Below are 24,083 nucleotides of genomic sequence, written 5' to 3' on the forward strand. Positions count from 1 at the left end.
CCGCGCGGTCGCGCCCTGCCGTCGGTGACGGCGGTCGCGACCGCGCGGGTCGTGCTGGGTGGCGTCACGCGGTGGGCGCGACGCCGAGGTGGTTCACCAGCGGGCGGCGTTGGCCCGCTCGGTGGACTGGTACTCCTCGCCGGACGTCGAGACCGCACGGCCGACGTCGTTGAGCAGCGCCTTCATGTCGGTCAGCGCCGCCTCCCACTTGGCCTTGGCGGCCGTGTAGGCGGTGGAGGCCTCACCGGACCAGTTGGCCCGGAGCGGCTGCAGCGAGCGGTCGAGGTCCGCGAGGCGGGACTCGATGTTGCTGGCGCTGGACTGGATGTCGGCAGCGGCGGTCGACAGACCCCCGAAGTTGACCTTGAGGTCGCTCATCGTCTCGTCCTCTCCCGATCAGCCCAGCCGGCCCTGGAGGCGGCTGAAGGTGGACTGCTGGCTCTCGTCGGACGCGGTGTACGTCGACTGCGAGGTGAGCAGGTTGGACTCGAACTCGTTGAGCGCGGACACGATCTTGTTCGCGTCGTCGCGCCAGCGGGCCATCAGGGCGTTGAACGCCACGGCGCCCTGGCCCTGCCAGTGCGACCCGATGCCGGACAGCTTGCCCTCGAGAGCGCTCAGCTCGCGCTGCAGCTCCCCACGACTCTGGGCAACCGCGTCGGCGCCCTGCTTGAGCGCGCCGTCTGCTGCGGAGACCTCTGCTGCCATGTCACCTCCCCCTACACGGCCCCGTGGGCCTGCCTGACGTACGCCCCGTCGGCGCCGCCTGTGCCCGAGCTCACGTGACCCGGAACCGCTCGAAGGCTAACTCACAGGTTCCGAGCGCGACAGGCGAGGTCAGGGAGCCTGTGGACGACCACGCTGACCGGTGTCACGGTTCACCCGATCGGCCCACGTGCGCCTGGGTGATTCGTCAGGTATCGGACGGTTTGCGTTCACCGGGCGCGTCCCGGTCGGGGGACGCCGCCGGGAGGGTGGCTCCGGACCTCGACCCCCGGACGACCCCCCGGACGGCCGCCCGCCGGCGGTGGCGGCGCGTGCGCGGGGTCGCCCCGTCGCTATGCTGACCGCCGACCTGCCCAGGGACTACCAGGGGACCCCATGACAGACGCACCCACCTCCACGACGTCCGTCGGGACGCTCGTGCGGGTGTCGGTGACCGCAGGGGAGCGCCGGATCGACCTCGGCATCCCGGGTGCCGTCCCGATGGCCGAGGTCGTCCCGGGTCTGGCCCGCGCGCTCGGGCTGCTGGACGCCACCACCGCGCACGGCGGCTACCGGCTCGTGCGCGCGGACGGCACCCCGCTCGACTCCGCCCGCAGCCTGCTCGCCGAGGGGGTCGAGGACGGCGCCGTCCTCACCCTCGAGTCGGGGGCCCGGCGCGAGGCCGAGCGGATCTACGACGACGTGGTCGAGGCCGTGGCGGACGCGGTCGAGGGCCAGTACGCCCCGTGGACGCCGCGCGACTCCGCGCTGAGTGCCGCCTGGGCGGCGGGGGCGCTGCTGCTCGCCGGCGCCGCGCTGCTGCTCGGGGCGGACCGGACGTCGCTGGTCCCGCCCGTGGTGGCGGCGCTGGCCGCGGTGCTGGCCCTGGTCGCCGGCGCGGTCGTCGGCCGGGTGGGTACGGAGCCGGCCGCCGGTCGCGTCCTCGTGCTCGTCGCCCCGGTGCTCGCGGGCGTCGCGGGCCTCACCGCCACCGACGCCGCGCCGTCGTGGGGCTGGCCCGCCGCGCTCGCCGGGACGGGCGTCCTCGTGGCGGGGCTGCTGGGCATGCCGGCCCTCGTCGACCGGCGGGAGCTGAGCGCCGCGCCGCTCGCCGGCGGCCTGGCCGTCGCCGTCGCCGGCACCGCGATCGCCCTGACGGGCGCGCGCCCCGGCGAGGTGCTCGCGGTGGTCGTCGCCGCGGTCGCGACCGCCAGCATCGGCGTGCCCTGGCTCGCGCTGTCCAGCACGCCGCTGCGCGTGGTCTCGCCGCGCTCCGACGCCGAGATCCTCGCGGACCCGCCCGCGGTGCAGTCGGCCCGGGTCCGGGCGCAGCTCGCGGCGGGTCACCGCGTCCAGGTCTCGCTCCGCGTCGCGATCGGTGCGCTGGCGCTGGCCGCGACGCCCGCCGTCGTGGCCACCGGCCTCGCCGGCACGACGCTCCTCGTCCTCGCGTCCGTCGGGCTGCTGCTCGCGACCCGGCAGACCTACTCCCGGCTCGACGTGCTGCTCACGGTGAGCGTCTCGGTGGCGCTGCTGACGGTCGTCGCGGTCGTCGCCGCCGCGCAGCACCCGTCGTGGCGGCCGGTGCTCGTGGTGCTGGCCGGCGGGGCGGCCGCCGTGGTCGTGGGCCTCGGCCTCGTCGCGCCGCGCCGCCGGGTCGGGCTGGCGCGCCTCGGTGACTTCCTCGAGATCGCGTGCCTGGCGCTGCTGCTGCCGCTGGGTGTCACCGCGGCGGGCCTGGTCTGACCCGTGGCGTCGAAGCGCGACCTCGTCGAGGCGCAGTCCTACAGCCGGCGGCGCCTGCTCACCGCCTTCACCAGCGGCGCCCCGGGCGGCCGGGAGCTCGAGCCGACCAAGCCGCTGCGCGGGGTCGTCGCGGGGGTGTCGCTGTCGGTGCTCCTGGTGCTCGGCAGCCTCGGCTTCGGGCTGCTGAGCCCCACGCTCCCGGACGGCTGGGACGACCAGTCGCTCGTGATCGTCGAGGGCGACGGCAGCCGGTACGTCGGCATCCAGGGCACGCTGCACCCGGTGCTCAACGTGACGAGCGCCCGACTGGTCCTGGACTCCGCGTCGTTCCACGTGGTCGACGTCAGCGAGGACGACATCACCGACGCCCCGCGCGGCGCGACCATCGGCATCCCCGGGGCCCCGGACGAGCTCCCGCTCGCGAGCCGGCTCACGGCGACCGGCTGGCGGGCGTGCGTCGCGGCGGGCGGCGGGACCGCTCTCGACCTCGACCCCGACTCGCCGGCACCGGCCGCGAGCGCGGAGGCCGGCGCCCTCGTCGAGGTCGCGGACACGCTCTACCTGGTCGCCGGCGGCACCCGGCACCGGATCCCGCCCGCCGACGAGGCCGCCGTCCTGCGCGCGCTCGGGCTGGACACCGCCGAGCCGGTGGCCGCGGGCGCCGACTGGCTGAACCTCGTCCCGACCGGCTCCGACCTGGAGCCGCTGACCGTGGCCGACGCCGGGTCGTCGGCGCTGCCCGCGGGCGGCCTGCCGGTCGACACGCGCGTCGGCACGCTGGTCGAGGTGTCCGGCGTCGGCGACGGCGCCCGCCGCTACGTGGTCGACGCGGCCGGCGAGCTCGCGCCGCTGTCGGAGCTGGCGTACCCGCTCTACCTGCTCGGCGCCGGCGACCTCGCGGCCGAGCCGCTGCGGGTCACGTCCGCGGAGATCGCAGCGGTGCGCACCTCCGCCACGCCGGTCGCGCCCGCCGACCTGCCGGAGGCCGTGCCGACGCTCGCCGGCGCGGGCCAGACGGTCTGCCTGTCGCTGTCGACCGGGGACGCCGCGGGCGTGCAGCTGGTCGTCCGGGACGGCGCGGCCCCCGACCCCGGCGTCCGCGTGGCCCCGGGCTCCGGCGCCCTCGTCCGCGCCCAGTCCGCCGAGGGCGCCGCGGCGAGCGTCCGGCTGGTCGACGGCTCCGGGCGGGCCTACCCGGTCCCGGACGCGAGCGACGAGGTGCTGGCACGCCTGGGCTACGCGGCGGGCGACGTCACGCGCGTCCCGCCCGCCTGGGCCGAGCTGCTGCCCACCGGCCCGACGCTGACCGTCGAGGCGGCGGCCACCGAGGTCTCGGGCGGCACCGCGGCGGACAGCGGGACGGGCAGCGCGACGGGCAGTGCGACGGACAGCGCGGCGGGCCGCACGCCGGAGCCCGCGGCCACCGGCGCGCCGTGACCGCGGCGTCCGGGCCGCGCGCCGCCTCCGTGCGCCGTCTCGCGCTCGCCGGCGTCGCCGCCGCGCTCCTCCTGCCGGGCGGGTCCACGGCCGCCGCGGCCTCGCCGGCCACCGCGCGCCCCGCCGCGACCGCCGGCGAGCAGTGCACGCAGGAGAAGGTGCAGTACGTGCCGGAGGCGCCGCCCGCGCTGACGCGGCTCGCCGCCGAGCGGGCCTGGGCGACCGCGACCGGCGCCGGCGTGCTCGTCGCGGTCGTCGACTCCGGGGTGGACGCCCGCAACACGCACCTGACCGACGCCGTCGTGCCGGGCGTCGACCTGGTGGGCGTGGCGGGGGACCCGACCGGTCGCACCGACACCGCCGGGCACGGCACCGCGGTCGCCGGTCAGATCGCCGCCCGGCCGTACCCGGACTCCGGGGTGGTCGGGCTCGCGCCGGACGCGACGATCCTGCCCGTCCGCGTCTACTACTCCGACGACGACCAGGGCCGCGAGGCCGGCGTCGCCCCCGACGCCACGCGCATCGCCGCGGGCATCGACGCCGCGGTGGGTGCCGGGGCGCGCGTCGTGAACGTCTCGATGAGCACGCCGAACGACACGCCCGTCCTGCGGGAGGCGGTGCAGCGGGCGACGGCGGCCGGGGCGCTCGTCGTCGCCAGCGCCGGCAACCGGACGACCAGCAGCGACGAGACGGACGGCGCGCGGTACCCGGCCGCGTACGACGGCGTCCTCGCGGTGACGGCCGTCGACGTGGACGACAACCCGTCCACGGACGCGATCCACGGCGCGCACGTCGACGTCGCCGCCCCCGGCACGAACGTCCTCACCGCGTTCCACGCGGCCGGCGACTGCATGCTGTCCGGCGAGGGGGAGTCCACGAGCTTCGCGACCGCCTACGTCAGCGCCGCCGCCGCCCTGCTCGCGGAGCGGTTCAGCGAGGAGACGCCCGCGCAGTGGGCGTACCGGCTGCAGGTCACCGCCGCGCGCGACCAGCCCGCGCAGCGCGACGACCTGGTCGGCTGGGGCGTCGTCCGGCCCGACGAGGCGCTGGCGTTCGTCGACGACGGCACCGCGCCCGGCCCCCCGAGCCCGGTGCACGCCGCCGCGGCGGGCGAGGTCGCGAACGCCCGGACGCTGGACCTCACCCCGCGGCCCGACCCGCTCGCCGACGCCCGGGAGCGCGCGGTGTGGTGGGGGATCGGCGGCACGACGCTCGTGCTGCTGACGGCCCTCGGCGCGCGGCTCGCGGGACGGCGCCGGCGGGGCTGAGCCCCGCGCTGCCGAGGCCGACCGCCGCCCGCGCAGGGACCCGTGGGCCTCAGACCGCCGCGGCGTCCCGCGCGGCGGCCCGCAGCCGCTGCGCCCGGTTGTTCCGGAGCCCGTCCACCGTCAGCAGCACCAGCGCGACCCACACGAGCCCGAAGCCCCACCAGCGCGCGGGCGGCATCGTCTCGTGCAGCACCAGCACGCCGATCGCGAACTGCAGCACCGGCGCCAGGTACTGCAGCATCCCGACGACGCTCAGCGGCAGGCGGCGCGCCGCCTCCCCGAACAGCAGGAGCGGCAGGGCGGTCGCGACGCCCGTGCCGGCCAGCGCCAGCGCGTGCCAGCCGCCGCCGCCGGTGAACGTGCCGTCGCCGGTGCTCTGCAGCCAGATCAGGTACACCGCGGAGACCGGGGCCAGCACCAGGGTCTCCGCGGCGAGCCCCGGTGCGGCGGCGACGCTGCGGCCGACGCGGTTCTTCAGCAGCCCGTACACGCCGAACGACCCCGCGAGGGTGAGCGCGACCCAGGGCGGCGTGCCGAGGCCGACGGTGATCACCACGACCGCCAGCACGCCGAAGGCGAGCGCGACCCACTGCAGCCGCCGCAGGCGCTCCCGCAGCACGACGACCGCGAGCGCGACCGTGACCAGCGGGTTGATGAAGTACCCGAGCGCGGCGTCGACCACGTGGCCGCCGAGCGCGGCGAAAACGAAGGTCAGCCAGTTCACGGCGAGCAGCACGGCGGCCGTCGCGATGAGGCCCATCGTCCGGCGGGTGCGCAGCACCGTGGCGAACGCGCGCCAGGTCCGGGTCACGCTGAGCACGACCGCGCAGAAGATCAGCGACCACAGCACCCGGTGCGCGACGACCTCGACCGCGCCGGACGGCTTCAGCAGCTCGAAGTACAGCGGCAGGACGCCCCACAGCAGGTACGCGCCCAGGCCTGCGGCGGCCGCGGGGTCGAGGGCGGGGGTGTCCACAGGGCGGTGCCCGGGCTCGGGGGCGCGACGGCGGGGCCGGTGCCCGCGCGCGGGCTCGTGGGGGACGGGGTGCTCACTCCCCGACGCTAGCCCGGTCGCGGCGGCGCTCCGGGCACCCGCCCGCGGCGCGGACGCCGAACGGCGGGACTTCGTCGCCCTTCGGCAGGACTTAGGCCGTCCTACACTGGGGCCCCACCCTGCGTGCTGCGCCGGGCGCCGGCCGTGACGTCCTCCGGGACGCCGCCGGAGCCGGGCCCCGCCGGGACCTCCACACGGAAGGCACCTGCGTGACCTCGAACCGCCCCGTCCGCGTCGCCGTCGTCGGCGCGGGACCCGCCGGGATCTACGCGTCGGACATCCTGTCCCGCTCCGGTCTGGACGTGTCCATCGACCTGATCGAGCGGCTCCCCGCGCCCTTCGGGCTGGTCCGGTACGGCGTCGCCCCCGACCACCCGCGGATCAAGCAGATCATCGTGGCGCTGCACAAGGTCCTGGAGCGCGGCGACATCCGGCTGCTCTGCAACGTCGACTACGGCGTCGACCTCAAGCTCGAGGACCTGCGCCGGCACTACGACGCGGTGGTCTTCGCGACGGGCGCGATCAAGGACGCCGAGCTGCCGATCCCGGGCATCGACCTGGCCGGGTCCTACGGCGCCGCGGACTTCGTGTCCTGGTACGACGGCCACCCCGACGTCCCCCGCACCTGGCCGCTGACGGCCCAGCACGTCGCCGTGCTCGGGGCCGGGAACGTGGCGCTCGACGTCGCGCGCATCCTCGCGAAGCACGCCGACGACCTGCTCCCGACCGAGGTGCCGGCCAACGTCTACGAGGGGCTGAAGGCCAGCCCGGTCACGGACGTGCACGTGTTCGCGCGCCGCGGCCCCGCCCAGGCGAAGTTCTCCCCGCTGGAGCTGCGCGAGCTCGGCCACGTGCCGGACGTCGACGTGGTCGTCTACCCCGAGGACTTCGACTTCGACGAGGGCTCGATGGCGGCCATCCACTCGTCGAACCAGACCAAGCAGGTCGTCAAGACCCTGACCGACTGGACGCTGAAGGAGCCGGAGGAGCTCACGGCGAGCCGCCGGATCCACCTGCACTTCCTGCACAAGCCGGTCGAGGTGCTGGGGGAGGACGGCACGGTCGTCGGGCTCCGGACGGAGCGCACGGTGCTCACGGGCGACGGCACCGTCGCCGGCACGGGGCAGACGCACGACTGGCCGGTGCAGGCCGTGTACCGCGCGGTCGGCTACTTCGGGTCCCCGCTGGTGGACGTGCCGTTCGACGAGGCCGCGGGCGTCATCGCGAACCGCGAGGGCCGCGTCGTCGACGTCGACGGGGAGCCGGTGCCGGGCGTGTACACGACCGGCTGGATCAAGCGCGGGCCGGTCGGCCTGATCGGGCACACCAAGTCCGACGCGAGCGAGACGATCCGGCACCTGGTCGAGGACGCCGGCGACGTGACCGAGCCGGGCAACCCGTTCCTGTCCGCCACGGAGCCCGACCCGGACGCGGTGCTGGAGTTCCTGGCCGCGCGCGGGGTCGAGGCGATCCAGTGGGCCGGCTGGGAGCTGCTCGACGCCTACGAGCGGTCCCTCGGCGAGCCGCACGGTCGCGAGCGGGTCAAGGTCGTCCCGCGCGAGGAGATGGTGCGCGTCGCGCTGGCCCGCGCCGCCGCCGAGGGCTGACCCCCGGCACCACCCGCCGGGGTGCCGGTCAGCCGGTGAACCGGCGCAGGAAGTCCTGGGTGCGCTGCTCGCGCGGCGCACCCAGGACCTGCTCCGCGGGGCCGCGCTCCAGGATCCGGCCCTCGTGCAGGAAGCACACCTCGTCGGCCACGTGCCGGGCGAACGCCATCTCGTGCGTCGCGACGACCATCGTCGTGCCCTCGTCCTTCAGCTCCCCGAGCAGGTCGAGCACCTCCCCGACGAGCTCCGGGTCGAGCGCGCTGGTGACCTCGTCCAGCAGCATGAGCGCCGGCTGGGTCACGAGCGCCCGCGCGATGGCCACCCGCTGCTGCTGACCGCCCGACAGCTCGTCGGGGAACGCCCGCGCCTTGCCCGCGAGCCCCACGCGCTCCAGCATCGCGGCCGCCCGCTCGCGCGCCTCCGCCTTGCCGACCCGGTGCACGAGCCGCGGCGCGAGCGTCACGTTGTCCAGCACCCGCAGGTGCGGGAACAGGTTGTACGCCTGGAACACCATCCCGATCCGGGCGCGCACCGCGTTGGCGTCGACCCGCGGGTCCGTGACCTCCTGGCCGGCGACCTCGATGACGCCGTCGTCGACCTCCTCCAGCAGGTTGATGCAGCGCAGCAGCGTCGACTTCCCGGACCCGGAGGCGCCGATCAGCACGACGACGCGGTGCTCGGCGACGTCGAGGGACAGGTCGTCGAGCACGACGTGGTCGCCGAAGGACTTGCGGACCCGGTCGACGCGCAGCAGCGGGGCGGCGCTCATCGCATGGCCCCCGCCCCGGCGAGCCCGCTCTGTGACCCGAGCCAGCCGCCGCGGCGCGCGAGGGCGTCCGTGAACCGGGTCAGCGGGATCGTCAGCAGGACGAACAGCACGCCCGCCACGACGTACGGCGTGAAGTTCGCGTAGGTGGCCGTCTGGATCTGCGCGGCCCGCACCGCGTCCACCGCGCCGAGGATCGAGATCAGCCCGGAGTCCTTCGACAGCGACACCAGGTCGTTGAGCAGCGGCGGGATCACGCGGCGCACCGCCTGGGGGAGCACGACGTGCCGCATCGTCTGCCCGCGGGTGAGGCCGAGGGACCGCGCGGACGCGATCTGGGAGGGGTGCACGGACTCGATGCCCGCGCGGAACACCTCCGCGACGTACGCCGAGTACGTCAGCACGAGCGCCAGGCCACCGAGCACGACCGCCGACGTCGGGACGCCCTGCAGGCGCAGACCCGGCAGGCCGAAGCCGACCAGCAGCAGCACGAGGATCAGCGGCAGCCCGCGGAACACGTCGACGTACCCCGTGGCCAGGGCCCGCAGCGGGAAGAACGCCGGCCCCCGCAGCGTCCGGGCGAGCGCCAGCAGCAGGGCGACCACGACGATCAGCACCGCGGACACCGCCATGACGCGCACGTTCAGCCAGAGGCCCTCGAGGATCTTCGGGAGCGCGGCCCACGCGACGTCGGGGTCGAGGAACGACTGCCGCACCCGGGGCCACCCGGGCGAGCTGACCAGCCCCAGGACGGCGACGCCCGTGACCAGCACCGTGCTGACCAGCGCGACGAGGGTGGACCGGCGGGCGCGCGACCGCCGGTACGCGTCGCGGTCACGCTGACGCTCGGACGGCGCCCACGGGGTGCGGGCGCCGTCCGGGCGCATGTCGGCTGCGGGCACTACGGCAGGACCGGGGCACCGGCGGCGTCGGTGAGCCACTGCGCCTCGAGGTCGGCGAGCGTGCCGTCCTCGCGCAGGGCGTCGACCGCGTCGGTCACCGGCTGCGTCAGCGCGGAGCCCTTGTCCAGCACCAGCCCGAACTGGTCCGGGTCGTCGCCGGCGGGCAGCTGGCCGACGACCTTCCCGCCGTCGAGCTCGGCCGCCGTGATGTACAGCGCGGTGGGCAGGTCGACGACGATCGCGTCGACGAGCCCGGCGGTGAGCGCCTGCTTCACCTGGTCGTTGTCGTTGAAGACCTGCACCGGCGTCGTCGGGGCGATCGACTCCTCCGCGACCTGCAGGCTGGTCGTGCCGACCATCGCCCCGATCCGCAGGCCCTGGAGGTCGGCGAGCGACGCCGCGTCCGCGGCGGCGCTGCCCTCGACCGTGACGACCGCCTGCGCGGTGTCGTAGTACGACGAGGAGAAGTCGAGGTTCTCGGCGCGCTCCGGGCTGATCGACACCTGGTTGATCGCGAAGTCGAAGTCCTTCGTGCCCGGGGCGATGATCTGGTCGAACGTCACCGGCACCCACTCCACCTGGTCGGCGTCGAACCCGAGCTGCTCGGCGACCGCGTACGCGACGGCGGACTCGAAGCCCTCGCCGTTGCTCGGGTCGTTGTCGACCACCCAGGGCTCGTAGCCGGGGTCGGACGTGCCGATCGTCAGGACGCCGTCGGTCAGGGTGTCGAGGGCGCCGTCGGACGCGGCGGCGGAGTCGGACGACCCGGGGTCGTTCTCCTCGTCGACGGGGGCGCACGCCGCGAGCGCCAGCGCGCTCGCAGCGGCCAGGGCGATGAAGCGGACGGTACGCACGTGGGTCTCCTCGGGTGAAAGGGGCGCAGGAGGGATCTGCGGAGGTCAGCGTAGGGGAACCCCCGAGGCCGTCGCGGCGTTGTCCTGGACGGCGGGACGAGTTGTCGTGACCGCGCTGAGAGGAAGGACGCACATGGGCCACCGGCACTACAACGGCCTCAAGACCGCGCTGCTGTTCGGCGTGCTGTGGGCCGTGCTGCTCGGCATCGGGACGATCATCGGCAACGGGCGCTACATCCTCCTGTTCGCCCTGTTCGGCGTCGTGATGACCGCGTACTCCTACTGGAACTCCGACAAGATCGCGATCCGCGCCATGCGCGCCCGCCCCGTGTCGGAGATCGAGCAGCCGGTGATGTACCGGATCGTCCGTGAGCTCTCCACCGCCGCCCGGCAGCCGATGCCGCGCCTGTACGTGTCGCCGACCGCCGCGCCGAACGCCTTCGCGACCGGCCGCAACCCGCGCAACGCCGCGGTCTGCTGCACCGACGGCATCCTGCAGATACTCGACGAGCGCGAGCTCCGCGGCGTCCTCGGCCACGAGCTGATGCACGTCTACAACCGGGACATCCTCACCTCGTCGATCGCCGCGGCCGTCGCGGGCGTCATCACCTCGGTGGCGCAGTTCGCCCTGTTCTTCGGCGGCGGCAACGACCGCGACCGCGGCGGGAACCCCATCGCCGCCCTGCTCATGGTGTTCCTGGCACCCCTGGCCGCGACGATGATCCAGCTCGCCATCAGCCGCACCCGCGAGTACGACGCCGACGAGGACGGCGCCGCGCTGACCGGCGACCCCCTCGCCCTGGCATCGGCGCTGCGCAAGCTCGAGCGCGGCACGCAGGCGCGGCCCCTCCCGCAGGACCGGCGCCTCGTGGACGTCTCCCACCTCATGATCGCGAACCCGTTCAAGGGCGCGGGCATCGGGAAGGTGTTCGCGACGCACCCGCCGATGGGGGAGCGGATCGCGCGGCTGGAGCGCATGGCCGGCACCGGCGGGCCGATCACCCGGTACTGACAGTCGGTCGCCTGCCGACTCAGCGCCCGGTTCCCGGCGTGCTCGGTGAGGCGTCCGCACGGGGCTCGCCGCTGATCTCCCGACCGAGCGGGCGCGCCCCGGCTCGGTCGAGCGCCTCGGTCGAGGTGCACGCGGGGACGACGGCCCTCTCGCGGGGTGCGGAGGGCCTGGGGCCGAAGCGTTCCTCGCGGCTCTGCCCGTCCAGCACGTCGTCGACGACGTAGAGCACGTCCCCCTGCTCGATCGTGAGGATCGCCGGCACGTCGCGGCCGAACTGCATGATGCCGGTCGCCTGCTCGAGCGCGCACAGCGCGTCGGCGCCCGGGGTGGCCACCAGCCGGCCGCTGTACCGGGTGCCGGTGTCCACCCCCGTCTGCAGTGCGATCTCCGCGCTCGAGATGCCGGGCAGGTCCGCGACCTGAGCGAACAGCACCTCGTCGGGGACCGCGCCCTCGTGAGGCGGTGTCGCACACGCCGTGAGGAGGGCGACGCCCAGCACGGCGCAACGGACCGGCCCGGGCGCGCGTCGCGGTCTCATCGCGTCGTCACATCCCATCGCGTCACCGTGCCGGCTCCCGTCAGGAACGGGTCCTGCTGCGCACGCCACCTCTGCACGGTGGGGTCCTGGGACCGGTCGACCAGCGCTCCCGTCGCAGCGTAGGTGGGAACCGAGTGCGCGCTTCCCGGCCCGGGCGCGGTGGGAACGACCGACGACGGATCGTCCTCGTCCAGAGCGAGCGTCGACCCCTCGCTGAGACGACGCTCGACCGTGACCCAGTTCGCGTGAGGGGGGTTGTCCCGGCCCTCGAGCATCGGCACGGCGTCGTTGTCGTGCTCGAGCGACAGCACCGAGACGTCGCCCGGGATGTCGAACCGGGCGATGGGCGAACCTGCGGTCACGACGCTACGCACGTCGAACCGCTCGCGGAACGCCGGGTCGCTGGCGAGTGCCGCCGCGGTGATCCCGCCCTGGCTGTGGCCCGTGAGCATCACGGGATCGCTGGACTCGATGCCGGCTCGGCGCATGGCCTCGGCGACCTGGGCCTGCATGAACGTGCTCTCGCCCGCCATCAGCCGGAGGTTCGTGGTGAGGTCGACGGGGTTCTCGCCCCGCACGGGAGACCATGGTTGCGTCCCGGGGATCTGGACGACGTACGCGTGGGAGCCATCCGCCTGGGGCACGTCGACGATCTGGATCTGTCCGTGCGTGGCCGGGAGACCGAGGTACGCCTGCTGCATGAGGATGTCCTCGACGCAGCGTGGTGGTTCTGCCCAGCGGAGGTCGTCCGACCGACGCACCCCCACCTCCCCGGTGTCGTCGAACATCCCGAACAGCCCGCCCGCGTTGACCAGCCCGGCGACGGCGTCCTCGTACGACGGGGTCGGCCACTGCCCGCCGGAGAGCACGTACGGCAGCGCGAGGCCCCCGTTCGGCCCGCCGAGCAGCGTCCCGAGGCTCCAGGTCGTGCCCTGGATCAGGGCCGGGGCCATCCGCGTGAGCCCCTCGAGCAGCCACGGGTTGTCGTAGAGCCCCTGCATGAGCTGCCCCTGCAGTGCCGCCGGGTCGAGGTTCCGGGCGGCCAGCAGGACGGCCGGCCATCGCGCGGGGTGCGCCGCGAGGGCCATCCCGCCCCCGAGCAGCGCGACCCCGCTCCCGGCCGCGAGGAACGGCAGCGCCGCCCCGAGCGTGAACCCCGCCGCGTCGTGCAGCCGCTCGAGCACGGCCTGGGCCGTCGCGTCGACGAACGCGTACGTCGTCGCCGACGCCCGCAGCACGACGGCCGTCGCCTCCAGGCCCGTGCTCACCACGAGCAGCCCGTGCCTGCCGACGGTCGCGTCCGTGACGGCCACCGTGACGCCGGCGACCTCGACCGGGCACAGCAGGGCGGCGGCGGTGATGTCGGGGTGGAGGGCGATCCGCGCGACGTCGTCCGTCCAGCCGCGCACCTCGTCGCCGGCGGCGTCGAGCAGCCCCGCCTGGGAGCGCAGGTCCTGCAGCCGCGCGCCGACGCCTCCCGCGCCGCCGCTGATGGTCAGGCCGTCGCTCATGCCGGTGCCTCCGCGTCCGCGGCCGACGGGAAGCGGCCGGCGAGGTCGTGCAGCAGTGCCGTGCGGACGTCCGCACGGGACCGCGGGGTGTGCGCGACGCGTTCGTCGGTGGTGCGGGTGAGCTCGACCCAGCCCGCGTCGCACCGCAGGAGGCTCAGCGCCGACACGTCCGTCCGGCCGACGGAGCGGACCGTGACGACGAGGCTGCCGTCGGCGCTCCGGACCGCGGAGTCGACGACGGCGGGCGGGCCGTCGGTGCCGAGCTCCGCGCACAGGGCGTCGACCGTGGTGCGGTCGCCGGTGCGCAGCGCGCGGGCGAGGGCGACGGTCAGCTCCTCGGGCACGGTCGCGGCAGTCGTCCGGGCGCGGACCGGCGCCGGGGGGACGTGCCGGAGCACCTCGTCGACGAGCCGCCCCACGGGGAACACGCTGACCTCGACCCCGGGGCGCGGGGTCGTGCCCGCGAGCCCCGCCGCGGGGACCACGTCGACGCCGCGTGCCAGCCCGCAGCCTGCCCGGGTGTCCGTCCGGAGGACGGCGAGCACGGCGCGCTCCCGGGCGACGGCGGCGACCTCGACGGCGACCAGAGCCGCGCCGCACGCCTCGACGGCACCGCGGAGCGCGGGATCCACGTGGCCCGCAGCCCCGTCCCCCGGGGGGTCGACCGCCGACCCGTCACGGTCGACCGGGAGCACGTCGGCCCAGCCCGGCAGCCCGTCGACGCCGGCGCTCGCCATCGCCCACTCCCGCTCGTCGAGCCGGGCGCGCAGAGCCCCGTCCACCGGGGCGAGGGCGGCGGTCACCGAAGGCTCCCGACGCGGTCGGCCAGACGGGACCAGTCCGGCGCCCCGGGCGCGGGGAGCACGTCGCCGACGGCCCGCAGCACCGACCGCGCCGCGTCCCGTGCGCCGCGCTCGGCCGCGGTGAGCACGTCGTCCGCGAGATCGCCGAGCCGGCCCACCACGCGCCGCGCGTCGTCCAGGCGGTCCTCGACGAGCTGCATCGCCCGCCGGATGGCCTGCTGCCGGTCCTCGAGCTCCTCGGCGAGCCTGTCGAGCGCGCGGGCCGCCTGGAGCATCTCCTCCTGCGCGGCCGTCACGTCCCGCCCGTGCTCGTGCAGGCGCGCCCGGTACCGCTCGGCGGCCACGCCGGCCCATCGGATGCCGGCGCCCGCGCGGACACGGTCGCCGGTGCGCGCCACGCTCTCCGCCGCCGTCCGCAGTCGACGCGCGTGCGCACGGATCTCCTCGGGATCTCCCCCTGCTGCCATGCCTCGGGACCGTAGGGACGGATCCGCACCACTCAGTGCCCCCGGGAGCACCTACTGGGGACGACGGAGGCCGGGCACCGCGTGTCGGGTGCCCGGCCTCCGTGCGGGGTCAGCGGTAGTTGATGAACTGCAGCGCCGCGTCGATGTCGTCCGCGCCCTTGAGCAGCGCGATGACGGCCTGCAGGTCGTCGCGGGCCTTCGCGGAGACGCGGACCTCGTCGCCCTGGATCTGCGTCTTGACGCCCTTGGGGCCCTCGTCGCGGACGAGCTTGGTGACCTTCTTGGCGATCTCGCTGGACAGGCCCTCCTTGATCGTGGCCTCCAGCCGGTACTCCTTGCCGGACGGCTTCGGGTCGCCGTCGCCGGTGTCCAGGGACTTCAGCGAGATGCCGCGCTTGATGAGCTTGGTCTGGAAGACGTCCAGGACGGCCCGCACGCGCTCCTCGGAGTTGGCGGTCATGAGGATCTTCTCGCCGCTCCAGGCGATCGACGCGCCGACGCCCTTGAAGTCGTAGCGCTGCGCGATCTCCTTGACCGCCTGGTTCAGCGCGTTGTCGACCTCCTGGCGGTCGACCTTGCTGACGACGTCGAACGACGACTCGCTCGCCATGACTCCTCCTCCACGTGGTGCAGGGCGCGGGGGACGCGTTTCGGTCCCGGCCCGATCCCTTGCTATCCTTCCATCCGCACGTCGGCGACGCAGTCACCGCACGCGCATCCCCGGCGGGTTACCCGAGTGGCCAAAGGGGGCTGACTGTAAATCAGCTGGCATCGCCTACGGGGGTTCGAATCCCTCACCCGCCACGCGATGTACGACAGGGCGTCCTCCGCACGGAGGGCGCCCTGTCGCCGTCTGCGGGTGGGGGGCCAGCGCACCTCCGCGCCGACGCGCCCGGGCTGCGCGGGCGGCGGATCCGCTCGGCGGGCGGGGTGGCGTCGCACCGGCACCGCGCTCCGGACCGGGGTCTGACCTGCGCGTTCGAGGCCGGCGGGGGGTCGATTTCGCAGCGGCCGGGGGCACCGTGTAACCTTGCACGCACTGCCCCGATAGCTCAGTCGGCAGAGCGTCTCCATGGTAAGGAGAAGGTCAAGGGTTCGATTCCCTTTCGGGGCTCTGTGGTGTGTCATGGATCAGGACGTCCGTCCTGGTCCGTGGCCCATCCGAGGCGGGGTAGCTCAGTTGGCGAGAGCGCACGACTCATAATCGTGAGGTCGCGGGTTCGAGCCCCGCCCCCGCTACAAGGACTGAACCAGTCGCGCGTCCGCCGGCGCGCGTCGACGAAGATCGCAAGCGCTGTCTCGGCGCGAGAGGTGGCAAGACCATGGCCAGCAAGAGCTCGGACGTCCGTCCGAAGATCACGCTCGCGTGCACGGAGTGCAAGGAGCGGAACTACATCACGAAGAAGAACCGTCGGAACGACCCCGACCGGCTCGAGATGAAGAAGTTCTGCCCCCGCGACGGCCGTCACACGGTGCACCGCGAGACCCGCTGACCTCAGCGCACACCGTCGTGGCCGTCAACCCTGAATACGCGGGACGCGAGTACCCGCCGAACGAGGCGTACGAGGTCGGCCGCGAGAAGCTCCGCGAGTTCGCGGAGGCGGTCGGGGCGACGCACCCGGCCCACACCGACGTCGACGCGGCGCGAGCACTCGGGTACCCCGACGTGATCGCGCCGCCGACGTTCGCCGTCGTCGTGGCGCAGCGCGCCGAGAGCCAGCTGATCGCCGACCCCGGGGCCGGCATCGACTTCAGCCGGGTCGTGCACGCCGACGAGCGGTTCATCCACCACCGCCCGATCCACGCCGGCGACCGCCTGGTCACCGTGCTGCACGTGGACGCGGTGACGGAGCGCGCAGGGCTGTCGATGGTGACGACCCGCGCCGTCATCTCCGCCGAGGGCGGCGGGCCCGTCGCGACGGTGACGTCGACGCTCGCGGTCCGCGGGGAGGACGCCTGATGACCCGGCCCGTGCTCGAGGACCTGGCGGTCGGCCAGGAGGTCGCCCGTCGCGAGATCACGGTGGACCGGGCCCGCCTGGTGCGGTACGCCGGGGCCAGCGGCGACTTCAACCCGATCCACTGGAACGACCGGTTCGCCACCGAGGTCGGCCTGCCCGGCGTGATCGCGCACGGCATGTGGACGATGGGCGCCGCCGTGGGGGTCGTCTCCGACTGGCTCGAGGACCCGGGTGCGGTCGTCGACTACCAGACGCGGTTCAGCCGCCCCGTGCCCGTACCGGACCCCGGCGAGGCGGTCGTCGAGGTCGTCGCGACGGTCGGTGCCGTGGACGCCGAGTCCCGCACCGCCCGCATGGACCTCACCGTCACCGCCGGCGGGTCCCGCGTCCTGGTGAAGTCCCAGGCGCTCGTCCGCCTGGCCTGACCGTCACGGGCCGCGGGATGCTCCGGCGGCGCTCGCGGCACCCGTTCGCCGACCGCTGGAACCACAGCACCCACCTGTACCCCGGGCTGCGCCGCCTCCTGTCCGGGACGCGCGGCGTGGTCCTCGACGTCGGCTGCGGGGACGGCACCCTCGCCCGCTCGCTGGCGCGGCCGGGTGTGCGCGTCGTCGGGGTCGATCCGGACGGTTCCGTGCTGCCGGCCCCTGGTCCCGGCGTCGCCTTCGTGGCGGGCGCCGCGGAGGCGCTCCCGATCGCGGACCGCTCGGTGGACGCGGTGACGATGGTGATGGTGCTGCACCACACCGAGCCCGCCCGAGCCCTCGCGGAGGTGCGGCGGGTCGTCGCGCCCGGCGCGCTCGTGGTCGTGCTGGGGTACGCGCGCAGCAGTGGCCCGGTGGACGTCGTCGCCGAGGCGCTGGACGTGCTGGTGCACCGCTGGTACTCGCGACGGACGACCGCGTGGGAGCCGCCGGTGCGGGTGGCGCCGCCGGCCGAGACCTGGGCGCAGGCGCGACGTCGGCTCCGGCGGGAGCTCCCCGGCGGCCGGTACCGGCGCCTGCGGCTGTGGCGGTACCGGTACGTGTGGCGCGCGCCCGCTGCGTGACGCGCCCCCGGGAGGGTCAGTCCTGCGGCGCCGGGCCGGTCGTGGTGCCGACGCGCAGCTGCACGGGGAGCACGTCGTCCGCCGGCGTCTCACCGGCGAGGAGCCCCTGGATGACGCGGCCGACCGTCGCGCCCTTCTCGGCGATCGGCTGCGTGACCGTGGTCAGCAGGTCGGGCGCGAGCCACGGGAGGTCGAGCCCGTCGAACCCGGCGACCGACACGTCGTCGGGGACCCGCAGGCCCATCTCCCGCGCGCCCAGCACCACACCGGACGCAAGCAGGTCCGACTGGGCGACGACGGCCGTCGGCCGGGTCGCGGGCGGGCCGGAGAGCAGCGCCCGTGCGGCGGCGGCGCCGTGCTCGACGAGGGACGCCGGGGTCTCGTAGACGGCGGTCGGCGTGACGCCCGCGTCGCGCAGGCCGTCGAGCCGCCGGCGCGCGATGGTCCAGGTGATCTCGCGGAGCCGCGCCTCGTCGGCGAGCCCGCTGCGGCGGTCGGGGCCGAACGGCAGCGTCACCGTGGCGATCCGCTCGTGGCCGAGCCCGAGCAGGTGCCGGGCGGCGTCGGCGACGCCCTCGCGGTCGGTGATGCCGATGGTGACGACGCCGGGGAGGTCCTGCCCCTCGACGACGACGGCGGGGATGCCGCGCCGGCCCAGCGCCTGCAGGGTCGGGTCGTCCTCGTTCGCCCCCCAGAGCATCACGGCGACGTCCATGGCCGCGGACTCGACGAGCGGGTCGACCGCGGGCTCGTCGGGCCCGGTGGGGCCGGGGATGAGCAGGACGCCGAGGCCGAGGGGGCCGAGCGTGTCGACGAGCCCGTCGAGCATCTGGATGGACACGGGGTCGCGGAACGAGCGCTTGAGCGCGTCGCCGACGACGACGCCGACGATCCCGGACCGGCCGCTGCGCAGCTGGCGGCCGAGCGGGTTCGGGCCGGAGTACCCGAGGCCGGCGGCGGCGTCGAGCACGCGGCGGCGCGTCGAGTCCGCGATGGGGCCGGCGCCGGAGAACGCGAGGGACGCGGTGGAGACGGACACCCCGGCGGCGGAGGCGACGTCGGCGAGCGTCGGTCGCTGGGACACCGGTCCGCCTCCCGCCTCGCTGGTCTGGGTGAGGGCGCTCACAGGCCGCTCGACCCGGTTGACGCCGCCGCCAGCGTACCCGCAGACTTGCCGCGTCCCTCAAATCGATTCGACCGCCGTCGCCCCGGCACGTCATCGAATCGATTCGAGACGCCGATGACCTGCTCTTCGCCCCCGCTTGACCCGCCCTGCACCCCCTCTGGAGCCTCCGTGAGCCAGCCGCGGGCCCGTACCGGCCGCGCCCCCCTCCGTCCCGCCAACCGCCGGTCCCGGCCTGAAGGTCCCGTGACCGGGCCGCGCCGTCCGTCGGCGCGCACCGGGCGTGGCGCGGCGACCCCGCACCTGCCGGTCGACCCCGCGGTCGCCCGGGCGCGGTGGCTGCTCATGGGGCTGTTCGCGCTGAGCGGGCTCATGCTGTCCGGCTGGCTCGCGCGGCTCCCCGCGGTGCGCGACGCGCTGGATCTCGGCACCGCGGAGCTCGGCGGCCTGCTCATCGCCGGGTCGATCGGGTCCCTCGCGACCGTGTCGATCGCCGGGGCCCTGGTCAACCGGTACGGCGGCCGGTTCGTCCTCTACCTCTCGATGGTCGCGTTCGCCGCCGCGTACGTGCTGATCGGCATCGGCCCGACCATCGGCTCCGTGCCGGTGCTCACCGCGGGCATCTTCCTGTCCGGCGTCGGCTTCGCGATCGGGAACGTGCCGCTGAACGTCGAGACCGCCGCGGTGGAGCGCCGCATGGGCCGCACGGTCCTCCCGCAGTTCCACGCCGCGTTCTCGATCGGCTCGGTGCTCGGGTCCGGCATCGGGGCGCTGTGCGCGGTCGCGGGCGTCCCGCTGCTGGCGCAGTTCGTCGCGACCGCGGTGGTCGGCACCGTGTGGCGGCTGCTGTCCGTGCCGGGGGCCGTCATCGAGTCGCTGCCCCCCGAGCGTGCCGCCGCGCGCGCGACGCAGGAGGCCCGGGCCGAGGGCCGCAGCGCCCGCGAGGCCGGGTTGGCCGGCCGCCTCCGCGCGGCCCGGGTGCGCCGGGTCGCCCGTCCGGGCTCTGCGCTCGGTGCGTGGCGGGAGCCCCGCACCCTGCTGATCGGCGTCGTCATCATGTCCGCCGCGCTGTCCGAGGGCGCCGCGAACGACTGGCTGGCCCTCGCGGTGGTCGACGGGTTCGACGAGGTCGAGGCCGTCGGCGCGGCGATGTTCGGGGTGTTCGTCGGCGCGATGACCGCCGTGCGGCTGCTCGGGACGCGGCTGATCGACCGGTACGGCCGCGTCGCGGTGCTCCGGACGTCGGGTGTCGTGTCGTTCGCCGGCCTCGTGCTGTTCGGGTTCGCCCCGTCGCTGCCGCTCGCCGCCGTCGGCATCGTCGCGTGGGGCTTCGGCGCCGCGCTGACCGTGCCGCTCGGCATCGCCGCCGCCTCGGACGACCCGCTGCGCGCCGCGAGCCGGGTCGCGGTCGTGTCCGCCTTCTCGTCGACCGCGTCGCTGGCCGCCCCGCCGCTGCTCGGCCTGGCAGCCGAGCTGATGGGTACCCGGCACGCGCTGCTGCTCATCACGCTGGCGATGGTCGCGTCGGTGCTGCTGGCGCGCTCCGTGCGCCGCCCGGACGGGGTGACCGTGGCGGCGGGGGCCGGGCACGCGCCCGCCGACGACCCCGGTGCGCCGGTGGTCGCCACCGCCGAGCCGGCCGCCGTCCCGGCGCTCGACGTCCTGGCCACGGAGGAGGGCACCGGCTGCGTGCCGTCCGGTAGCGTCCGTCGGGAGCCTGCCGGCGAGCCCGTGCCGGAACCCGTCCACCCCGCCTGACCCCGGCAGGCGGCCCGGACCGCCCTGCCTCCCCTGATCCGACGAGACCGATCTGACGAGACCGTGGAGCACGCGATGGCGCACCGCACACCGACCGAGCAGCAGGTCCGCACCGCCTCGGTGGCGGTGTTCACCGTGTTCGCGCTGGCCGGGTTCAACTTCTCGACGTGGGCGGCGCGGCTGCCGGCGGTCCGCGACGCCCTCGAGCTGTCCGAGGGCCAGATGGGGCTGCTCCTGCTGGTCGGGTCGTGCGGGTCGCTCGTCGCCCTGCCGCTGTCGGGCCTGGTGGTGACGCGGATCGGGGCGCCGCGCGCGGTGCTCGGGTTCGCGGTGGTGAACGCCTCCGGCCTCGCGATCGCCGCGACGGGGGCCGCCCTCGGCCAGGTCGTCGTCACGGCCGCCGGGCTGGTCGTGTTCGGCGTGGGCACCGGCGTGTGGGACGCCGCGATGAACCTCGAGGGCGCGATCGTCGAGCAGAAGCTCGGCCGCACGGTCATGCCGCGGTACCACGCCGGGTTCTCGCTCGGCACGGTGGTCGCGGCGGGGCTGGCGGCGGTGCTGGCGTTCGCGGACGTGCCGGTGCAGGTGCACATCCCCGTCGCCGTCGGGCTGTCGACGGTCGCGGTCGCGTTCGCCGTCCGCGCCTTCCTGCCGGCCGGGCAGCACGCGGCGCAGGCCGACGGCGGCGCGGCGCACGGGGGTCGCTCGGTCTTCGCCGCCTGGCTGGAGCCCCGCACGCTGCTGATCGGCCTCGTGGTGCTCGCCGCCGCGCTCACCGAGGGCGCGGGGAACGACTGGCTGAGCCTGGCGGTCGTCGACGGGTTCGACCAGCAGGACGCCGTGGGCGCGCTCGCGTTCGGCGTCTTCGTCTCCGCGATGACGCTCATGCGGTTCCTCGGCACCGGGCTGCTGGACCGGTACGGCCGGGTGGCGGTGCTCCGGCTCTGCGCGGGCCTCGCGCTGGTCGGGCTGCTCGTGTTCGGCCTGGTCCCGGGCGACATGCTCTGGCTCGCGCTGGTCGGCGCGGTGCTGTGGGGCATGGGCGCCGCGCTCGGGTTCCCCGTCGGGATGAGCGCCGCCAGCGACGACCCGCTGCGCGCGGCCGCCCGGGTCAGCGTCGTGTCCACCATCGGCTACACGGCGTTCCTGGCCGGCCCTCCGCTGCTCGGCCTGCTCGCCGGGGCGGTCGGCTACCGGCACGCGCTGCTGGCCATCGCGGTGCCGATCGTCGTCGGTCTGCTGGTCGTGAACGCCGCCGCACCGGCGCGGCAGGAGCCCGCGGAGCGGCCTACGCTCGTGCCGTGACCACCGCCGTGCAGCCCGCGACCTTCTCCCAGCTGACCACCCTCGGCGTTGGCGGCCCCGCGGGCCGGCTCGTGGAGACCACCACGGAGGCCGAGCTGATCGACGCCGTCCGCACCGCCGACGCGGAGGGGACGCCGCTGCTGGTGCTCGGCGGCGGGTCGAACCTGCTGGTGTCCGACGCGGGCTTCGACGGCGTGGTCGTGCGCGACGTGCGGCAGGACCTCACCACGCCCGACCACTCCGCCTGCGCCGGCGTGACGGTCACCGCGGTGGCGGGCACCGTCTGGGACGACGTGGTCGCCCACGCCGCGGCGCACCGCCTCAAGGGCATCGAGGCGCTGTCGGGCATCCCCGGGTCGACCGGCGCGACGCCCGTGCAGAACGTCGGGGCCTACGGCCAGGAGGTCGCCCAGACGATCGCGACGGTGCGGGTGTGGGACCGGCAGCGCAACCGGGTGCGGACGCTCCCGCTGTTCGACCTGCAGTTCGGCTACCGGACGTCGCTGCTCAAGCGGTCGATGCGCGCCGTGCCGGACGGCACCGACCCCGGGGCGCCGTGGTACCCGACCCCGCGGTACGTGGTGCTCGACGTGACGTTCCAGCTGCGGGTCGCCCAGCTGTCCGAGCCGATCGCCTACCCGGAGCTCGCCCGCGAGCTGGGCGTCGCCGTGGGGGAGCGGGCGCTGCTGCCCGACGTCCGGGCCGCGGTGCTCGCCCTGCGCGGCCGCAAGGGCATGGTCCTCGACGCGGGCGACCCGGACACCCGGTCCGCCGGGTCGTTCTTCACCAACCCCGTGCTCCCCGCGCAGGACGCCGACGCGCTGCCGGAGGGGGCCCCGCGCTACTCGGCCGGCGACGGGCTGGTGAAGACCAGCGCGGCGTGGCTGATCGAGCAGTCCGGCTTCGGCAAGGGGTTCGGCCTGCCCGGGCCCGCGGCGGTGTCGACGAAGCACAGCCTCGCGCTCACGAACCGCGGCGGGGCGAACGCCGGCGACGTCCTGGCGCTCGCGCGCACGGTGCGCGACGGCGTGGCCCAGCGGTTCGGCATCACCCTCGAGCCGGAGCCCGTCCTGGTCGGCGCCGCGCTCTGAGGGCGCCCCCCGCGGCGCCCTGACCAGCGCACGCAACGGGCGTCTTGCGCAACTCCAGCGTTGCGCAACCGCGTGGCGGTCAGCCCGCGAGCGCGTCCGCCGGGGCCGGGTCGGTCGCGAGCCACGCGTCGACGCCCGCCAGCAGCCGCGCCTTCGTGCCGTCCGACGCGCGGCTCGCGCGGATCGACGACCGGGCGAGGTCCGCGAGCTCGGAGTCCGTGAAGCCGTGCACCTCCCGCGCCGCGGTGTACTGGTCGACCAGCCGCGACCCGAACAGGAGCGGGTCGTCCGCGCCGAGCGCCACGACCGCCCCGGCGTCCACCAACCGGCGCAGGGGGACGTCCTCGGGCTCCCGGTAGACGCCGAGCGACACGTTCGACGCGGGGCAGACCTCCAGGGCGATGCCGCGGTCGACGATCCGGCGCAGGAGCGCGCCGTCCTCGGCGGAGCGCACCCCGTGGCCGAGCCGGTCGGGGGTCAGCGTCTCCATGACCTCCTCGACGTGCGCCGGTCCGAGCAGCTCGCCGCCGTGGGGCACGGACGCCAGCCCGGCCCGGCGGGCGATCGCGAACGCCGGGGCGAACTCGGGGGTCTCGCCGCGCCGCTCGTCGTTGCTGAGGCCGAAGCCGACGACCTCGCCCGACCCGTCGCCCGCGTGCCGGGCCGCCAGGCGCGCGAGGATCCGGGCATCGAGGGGGTGCCGCATCCGGGAGGCCGCGACGATCACGCCGACCTCGATGCCGAGGTCCGCGCCGGCGGCCCGGGCCTCGTCCAGCACGATCTCCAGCGCCGGGGTGATGCCCCCGACCGGCGGGGCGTACGACGTGGGGTCGACCTGGATCTCCAGGCGGCCGGAGCCCTCCGCGGCGTCGTCCGTGGCCGCCTCCCGGACGATCCGTCGCAGGTCGGCCTCCCCGCGGACGCACGCCCGGGCCGCGTCGTAGAGCCGCTGGAACCGGAACCACCCGCGCTCGTCCGCCGGGACGCGCAGGCCCTCGCCGTCCAGCAGGGTGGCGGGCAGCCGCACGCCGCGGTCGGCCGCGAGCTCCGCCAGGGTGGGCACGCGCATCGACCCCGTGAAGTGCAGGTGCAGGTGGGCCTTCGGGAGCAGGGCCAGGTCGCGCACCC

General features: G+C 75.5%; 25 protein-coding genes and 3 tRNA genes. 15 read left to right on the forward strand and 13 right to left on the reverse strand.

All coding sequences use genetic code 11. From position 1 onward, the window contains the following. Positions 1-93: 93 nt before the first annotated feature. Together QNH85_RS09795 and QNH85_RS09800 are read right to left on the reverse strand one after the other, a co-directional pair. A complete protein-coding gene (locus QNH85_RS09795; RefSeq protein ID WP_213281239.1) occupies positions 94-378 on the reverse strand; it encodes a WXG100 family type VII secretion target in 285 nt (94 codons plus the stop codon). Positions 379-396: 18 nt separating this feature from the next. Next, a complete protein-coding gene (locus QNH85_RS09800) occupies positions 397-708 on the reverse strand; it encodes a WXG100 family type VII secretion target (RefSeq protein WP_213281240.1) in 312 nt (103 codons plus the stop codon). Between the two features lie 393 nt (positions 709-1,101). Here QNH85_RS09800 and eccD point away from each other — a divergent pair, with 393 nt between their 5' ends. Genes eccD through QNH85_RS09815 form a run of 3 tightly spaced genes read left to right on the forward strand, consistent with a single transcriptional unit; the run spans position 1,102 to position 5,156 of the window. Beyond that, positions 1,102-2,451, forward strand: a complete 1,350-nt coding sequence (gene eccD / locus QNH85_RS09805) for a type VII secretion integral membrane protein EccD (RefSeq protein ID WP_282946125.1) — start codon at positions 1,102-1,104, stop codon at positions 2,449-2,451. 3 nt (positions 2,452-2,454) lie between these two features. Next, positions 2,455-3,888 (forward strand): type VII secretion protein EccB, encoded by a 1,434-nt coding sequence (gene eccB, locus QNH85_RS09810; RefSeq protein WP_282946127.1) that lies wholly within the window; start codon positions 2,455-2,457, stop codon positions 3,886-3,888. Further along, complete coding sequence (locus QNH85_RS09815; protein WP_282946129.1) at positions 3,885-5,156, forward strand: S8 family serine peptidase; 1,272 nt, start codon at positions 3,885-3,887, stop codon at positions 5,154-5,156. Before eccB ends, QNH85_RS09815 begins: the two co-directional genes overlap by 4 nt. A 49-nt stretch (positions 5,157-5,205) precedes the next feature. On the opposite strand, the gene rarD is transcribed toward QNH85_RS09815, so the two are convergent. Continuing rightward, positions 5,206-6,132, reverse strand: a complete 927-nt coding sequence (gene rarD, locus QNH85_RS09820; protein WP_282946131.1) for an EamA family transporter RarD — start codon at positions 6,130-6,132, stop codon at positions 5,206-5,208. 287 nt (positions 6,133-6,419) lie between these two features. Here rarD and QNH85_RS09825 point away from each other — a divergent pair, with 287 nt between their 5' ends. Further along, a complete protein-coding gene (locus QNH85_RS09825) occupies positions 6,420-7,817 on the forward strand; it encodes an FAD-dependent oxidoreductase (protein ID WP_282946133.1) in 1,398 nt (465 codons plus the stop codon). A gap of 28 nt (positions 7,818-7,845) precedes the next feature. Here QNH85_RS09825 and QNH85_RS09830 read toward each other — a convergent pair whose 3' ends face one another. From QNH85_RS09830 to QNH85_RS09840, 3 genes are read right to left on the reverse strand one after another with little or no spacing between them, the layout of a single operon-like run. Continuing rightward, positions 7,846-8,586, reverse strand: a complete 741-nt coding sequence (locus QNH85_RS09830) for an amino acid ABC transporter ATP-binding protein (protein WP_282946135.1) — start codon at positions 8,584-8,586, stop codon at positions 7,846-7,848. Beyond that, complete coding sequence (locus QNH85_RS09835; RefSeq protein ID WP_282946251.1) at positions 8,583-9,470, reverse strand: amino acid ABC transporter permease; 888 nt, start codon at positions 9,468-9,470, stop codon at positions 8,583-8,585. Before QNH85_RS09835 ends, QNH85_RS09830 begins: the two co-directional genes overlap by 4 nt. 14 nt (positions 9,471-9,484) lie before the next feature. Then, complete coding sequence (locus tag QNH85_RS09840) at positions 9,485-10,339, reverse strand: ABC transporter substrate-binding protein (protein ID WP_282946137.1); 855 nt, start codon at positions 10,337-10,339, stop codon at positions 9,485-9,487. 133 nt (positions 10,340-10,472) lie between these two features. Between QNH85_RS09840 and htpX the strand changes: the two genes are divergently transcribed. Further along, positions 10,473-11,351, forward strand: a complete 879-nt coding sequence (htpX, locus tag QNH85_RS09845; protein ID WP_213281289.1) for a zinc metalloprotease HtpX — start codon at positions 10,473-10,475, stop codon at positions 11,349-11,351. Between the two features lie 19 nt (positions 11,352-11,370). Here htpX and QNH85_RS09850 read toward each other — a convergent pair whose 3' ends face one another. From QNH85_RS09850 to QNH85_RS09870, 5 genes are all read right to left on the reverse strand, one after another. Then, the gene (locus QNH85_RS09850; RefSeq protein ID WP_282946138.1) at positions 11,371-11,889 is read right to left on the reverse strand and encodes a hypothetical protein; all 519 of its coding nucleotides are present in this window, start codon (positions 11,887-11,889) and stop codon (positions 11,371-11,373) included. Next, positions 11,886-13,400, reverse strand: coding sequence for a hypothetical protein (locus tag QNH85_RS09855; RefSeq protein ID WP_282946140.1), 1,515 nt, complete (start codon positions 13,398-13,400; stop codon positions 11,886-11,888). The genes QNH85_RS09850 and QNH85_RS09855 overlap by 4 nt, the downstream gene beginning before the upstream one ends. Then, positions 13,397-14,203 (reverse strand): hypothetical protein, encoded by an 807-nt coding sequence (locus QNH85_RS09860; RefSeq protein WP_282946141.1) that lies wholly within the window; start codon positions 14,201-14,203, stop codon positions 13,397-13,399. Before QNH85_RS09860 ends, QNH85_RS09855 begins: the two co-directional genes overlap by 4 nt. Continuing rightward, on the reverse strand, positions 14,200-14,670 hold the full coding sequence (locus QNH85_RS09865) for a WXG100 family type VII secretion target (RefSeq protein ID WP_282946143.1): 471 nt from the start codon (positions 14,668-14,670) through the stop codon (positions 14,200-14,202). Before QNH85_RS09865 ends, QNH85_RS09860 begins: the two co-directional genes overlap by 4 nt. A 109-nt stretch (positions 14,671-14,779) precedes the next feature. Beyond that, on the reverse strand, positions 14,780-15,280 hold the full coding sequence (locus QNH85_RS09870) for a YajQ family cyclic di-GMP-binding protein (RefSeq protein ID WP_282946145.1): 501 nt from the start codon (positions 15,278-15,280) through the stop codon (positions 14,780-14,782). Between the two features lie 112 nt (positions 15,281-15,392). On the opposite strand from QNH85_RS09870, the gene QNH85_RS09875 reads away from it, so the two are divergent. The 7 genes from QNH85_RS09875 to QNH85_RS09905 all read left to right on the forward strand — a co-directional run bounded on the left by QNH85_RS09875 (position 15,393) and on the right by QNH85_RS09905 (position 17,678). Then, positions 15,393-15,474: transfer RNA gene (locus tag QNH85_RS09875), tRNA-Tyr, on the forward strand. Between the two features lie 237 nt (positions 15,475-15,711). After that, positions 15,712-15,784 (forward strand) — tRNA-Thr (locus tag QNH85_RS09880). Between the two features lie 51 nt (positions 15,785-15,835). Continuing rightward, a tRNA-Met gene (locus tag QNH85_RS09885) sits at positions 15,836-15,909 on the forward strand. Positions 15,910-15,992: 83 nt separating this feature from the next. Next, positions 15,993-16,163: a 50S ribosomal protein L33 gene (gene rpmG / locus QNH85_RS09890; RefSeq protein WP_066582309.1), complete on the forward strand. Its 171-nt coding sequence runs from the start codon at positions 15,993-15,995 to the stop codon at positions 16,161-16,163. Between the two features lie 17 nt (positions 16,164-16,180). Then, positions 16,181-16,630, forward strand: a complete 450-nt coding sequence (locus QNH85_RS09895) for a MaoC family dehydratase N-terminal domain-containing protein (protein ID WP_213281251.1) — start codon at positions 16,181-16,183, stop codon at positions 16,628-16,630. Next, on the forward strand, positions 16,630-17,055 hold the full coding sequence (locus QNH85_RS09900) for a MaoC family dehydratase (RefSeq protein ID WP_282946150.1): 426 nt from the start codon (positions 16,630-16,632) through the stop codon (positions 17,053-17,055). Before QNH85_RS09895 ends, QNH85_RS09900 begins: the two co-directional genes overlap by 1 nt. 17 nt (positions 17,056-17,072) lie before the next feature. Next, positions 17,073-17,678 carry a class I SAM-dependent methyltransferase gene (locus QNH85_RS09905; RefSeq protein WP_282946152.1) on the forward strand — a complete coding sequence of 202 codons (606 nt, stop codon included), beginning with the start codon at positions 17,073-17,075 and terminating at the stop codon, positions 17,676-17,678. A gap of 16 nt (positions 17,679-17,694) precedes the next feature. Here QNH85_RS09905 and QNH85_RS09910 read toward each other — a convergent pair whose 3' ends face one another. Next, a complete protein-coding gene (locus QNH85_RS09910) occupies positions 17,695-18,762 on the reverse strand; it encodes a LacI family DNA-binding transcriptional regulator (protein ID WP_282946154.1) in 1,068 nt (355 codons plus the stop codon). Between the two features lie 285 nt (positions 18,763-19,047). Between QNH85_RS09910 and QNH85_RS09915 the strand changes: the two genes are divergently transcribed. The 3 genes from QNH85_RS09915 (at position 19,048) to QNH85_RS09925 (ending at position 22,955) form a co-directional block, all read left to right on the forward strand. Further along, positions 19,048-20,559 carry an MFS transporter gene (locus QNH85_RS09915; RefSeq protein ID WP_282946156.1) on the forward strand — a complete coding sequence of 504 codons (1,512 nt, stop codon included), beginning with the start codon at positions 19,048-19,050 and terminating at the stop codon, positions 20,557-20,559. 75 nt (positions 20,560-20,634) lie between these two features. Further along, positions 20,635-21,864, forward strand: coding sequence for an MFS transporter (locus QNH85_RS09920; protein ID WP_282946158.1), 1,230 nt, complete (start codon positions 20,635-20,637; stop codon positions 21,862-21,864). After that, positions 21,861-22,955 (forward strand): UDP-N-acetylmuramate dehydrogenase, encoded by a 1,095-nt coding sequence (locus tag QNH85_RS09925; RefSeq protein ID WP_282946160.1) that lies wholly within the window; start codon positions 21,861-21,863, stop codon positions 22,953-22,955. Before QNH85_RS09920 ends, QNH85_RS09925 begins: the two co-directional genes overlap by 4 nt. A 79-nt stretch (positions 22,956-23,034) precedes the next feature. Here QNH85_RS09925 and QNH85_RS09930 read toward each other — a convergent pair whose 3' ends face one another. Further along, a complete protein-coding gene (locus QNH85_RS09930) occupies positions 23,035-24,081 on the reverse strand; it encodes an adenosine deaminase (RefSeq protein WP_282946162.1) in 1,047 nt (348 codons plus the stop codon). Between the last annotated feature and the right edge of the window lie 2 nt (positions 24,082-24,083).

Source organism: Cellulomonas endometrii, assembly GCF_949769265.1.
Lineage (GTDB): Bacteria > Actinomycetota > Actinomycetes > Actinomycetales > Cellulomonadaceae > Cellulomonas > Cellulomonas endometrii.

Coding starts and splice junctions, on each gene's coding strand:
- QNH85_RS09795 (WP_213281239.1), bottom strand. CDS start 378: ATGAGCGACCTCAAGGTCAACTTCGGGGGTCTGTCGACCGCCGCTGCC.
- QNH85_RS09800 (WP_213281240.1), bottom strand. CDS start 708: ATGGCAGCAGAGGTCTCCGCAGCAGACGGCGCGCTCAAGCAGGGCGCC.
- eccD (WP_282946125.1), top strand. CDS start 1,102: ATGACAGACGCACCCACCTCCACGACGTCCGTCGGGACGCTCGTGCGG.
- QNH85_RS09830 (WP_282946135.1), bottom strand. CDS start 8,586: ATGAGCGCCGCCCCGCTGCTGCGCGTCGACCGGGTCCGCAAGTCCTTC.
- QNH85_RS09835 (WP_282946251.1), bottom strand. CDS start 9,470: ATGCGCCCGGACGGCGCCCGCACCCCGTGGGCGCCGTCCGAGCGTCAG.
- htpX (WP_213281289.1), top strand. CDS start 10,473: ATGGGCCACCGGCACTACAACGGCCTCAAGACCGCGCTGCTGTTCGGC.
- QNH85_RS09850 (WP_282946138.1), bottom strand. CDS start 11,889: ATGAGACCGCGACGCGCGCCCGGGCCGGTCCGTTGCGCCGTGCTGGGC.
- QNH85_RS09855 (WP_282946140.1), bottom strand. CDS start 13,400: ATGAGCGACGGCCTGACCATCAGCGGCGGCGCGGGAGGCGTCGGCGCG.
- QNH85_RS09865 (WP_282946143.1), bottom strand. CDS start 14,670: ATGGCAGCAGGGGGAGATCCCGAGGAGATCCGTGCGCACGCGCGTCGA.
- QNH85_RS09870 (WP_282946145.1), bottom strand. CDS start 15,280: ATGGCGAGCGAGTCGTCGTTCGACGTCGTCAGCAAGGTCGACCGCCAG.
- rpmG (WP_066582309.1), top strand. CDS start 15,993: ATGGCCAGCAAGAGCTCGGACGTCCGTCCGAAGATCACGCTCGCGTGC.
- QNH85_RS09900 (WP_282946150.1), top strand. CDS start 16,630: ATGACCCGGCCCGTGCTCGAGGACCTGGCGGTCGGCCAGGAGGTCGCC.
- QNH85_RS09905 (WP_282946152.1), top strand. CDS start 17,073: ATGCTCCGGCGGCGCTCGCGGCACCCGTTCGCCGACCGCTGGAACCAC.
- QNH85_RS09920 (WP_282946158.1), top strand. CDS start 20,635: ATGGCGCACCGCACACCGACCGAGCAGCAGGTCCGCACCGCCTCGGTG.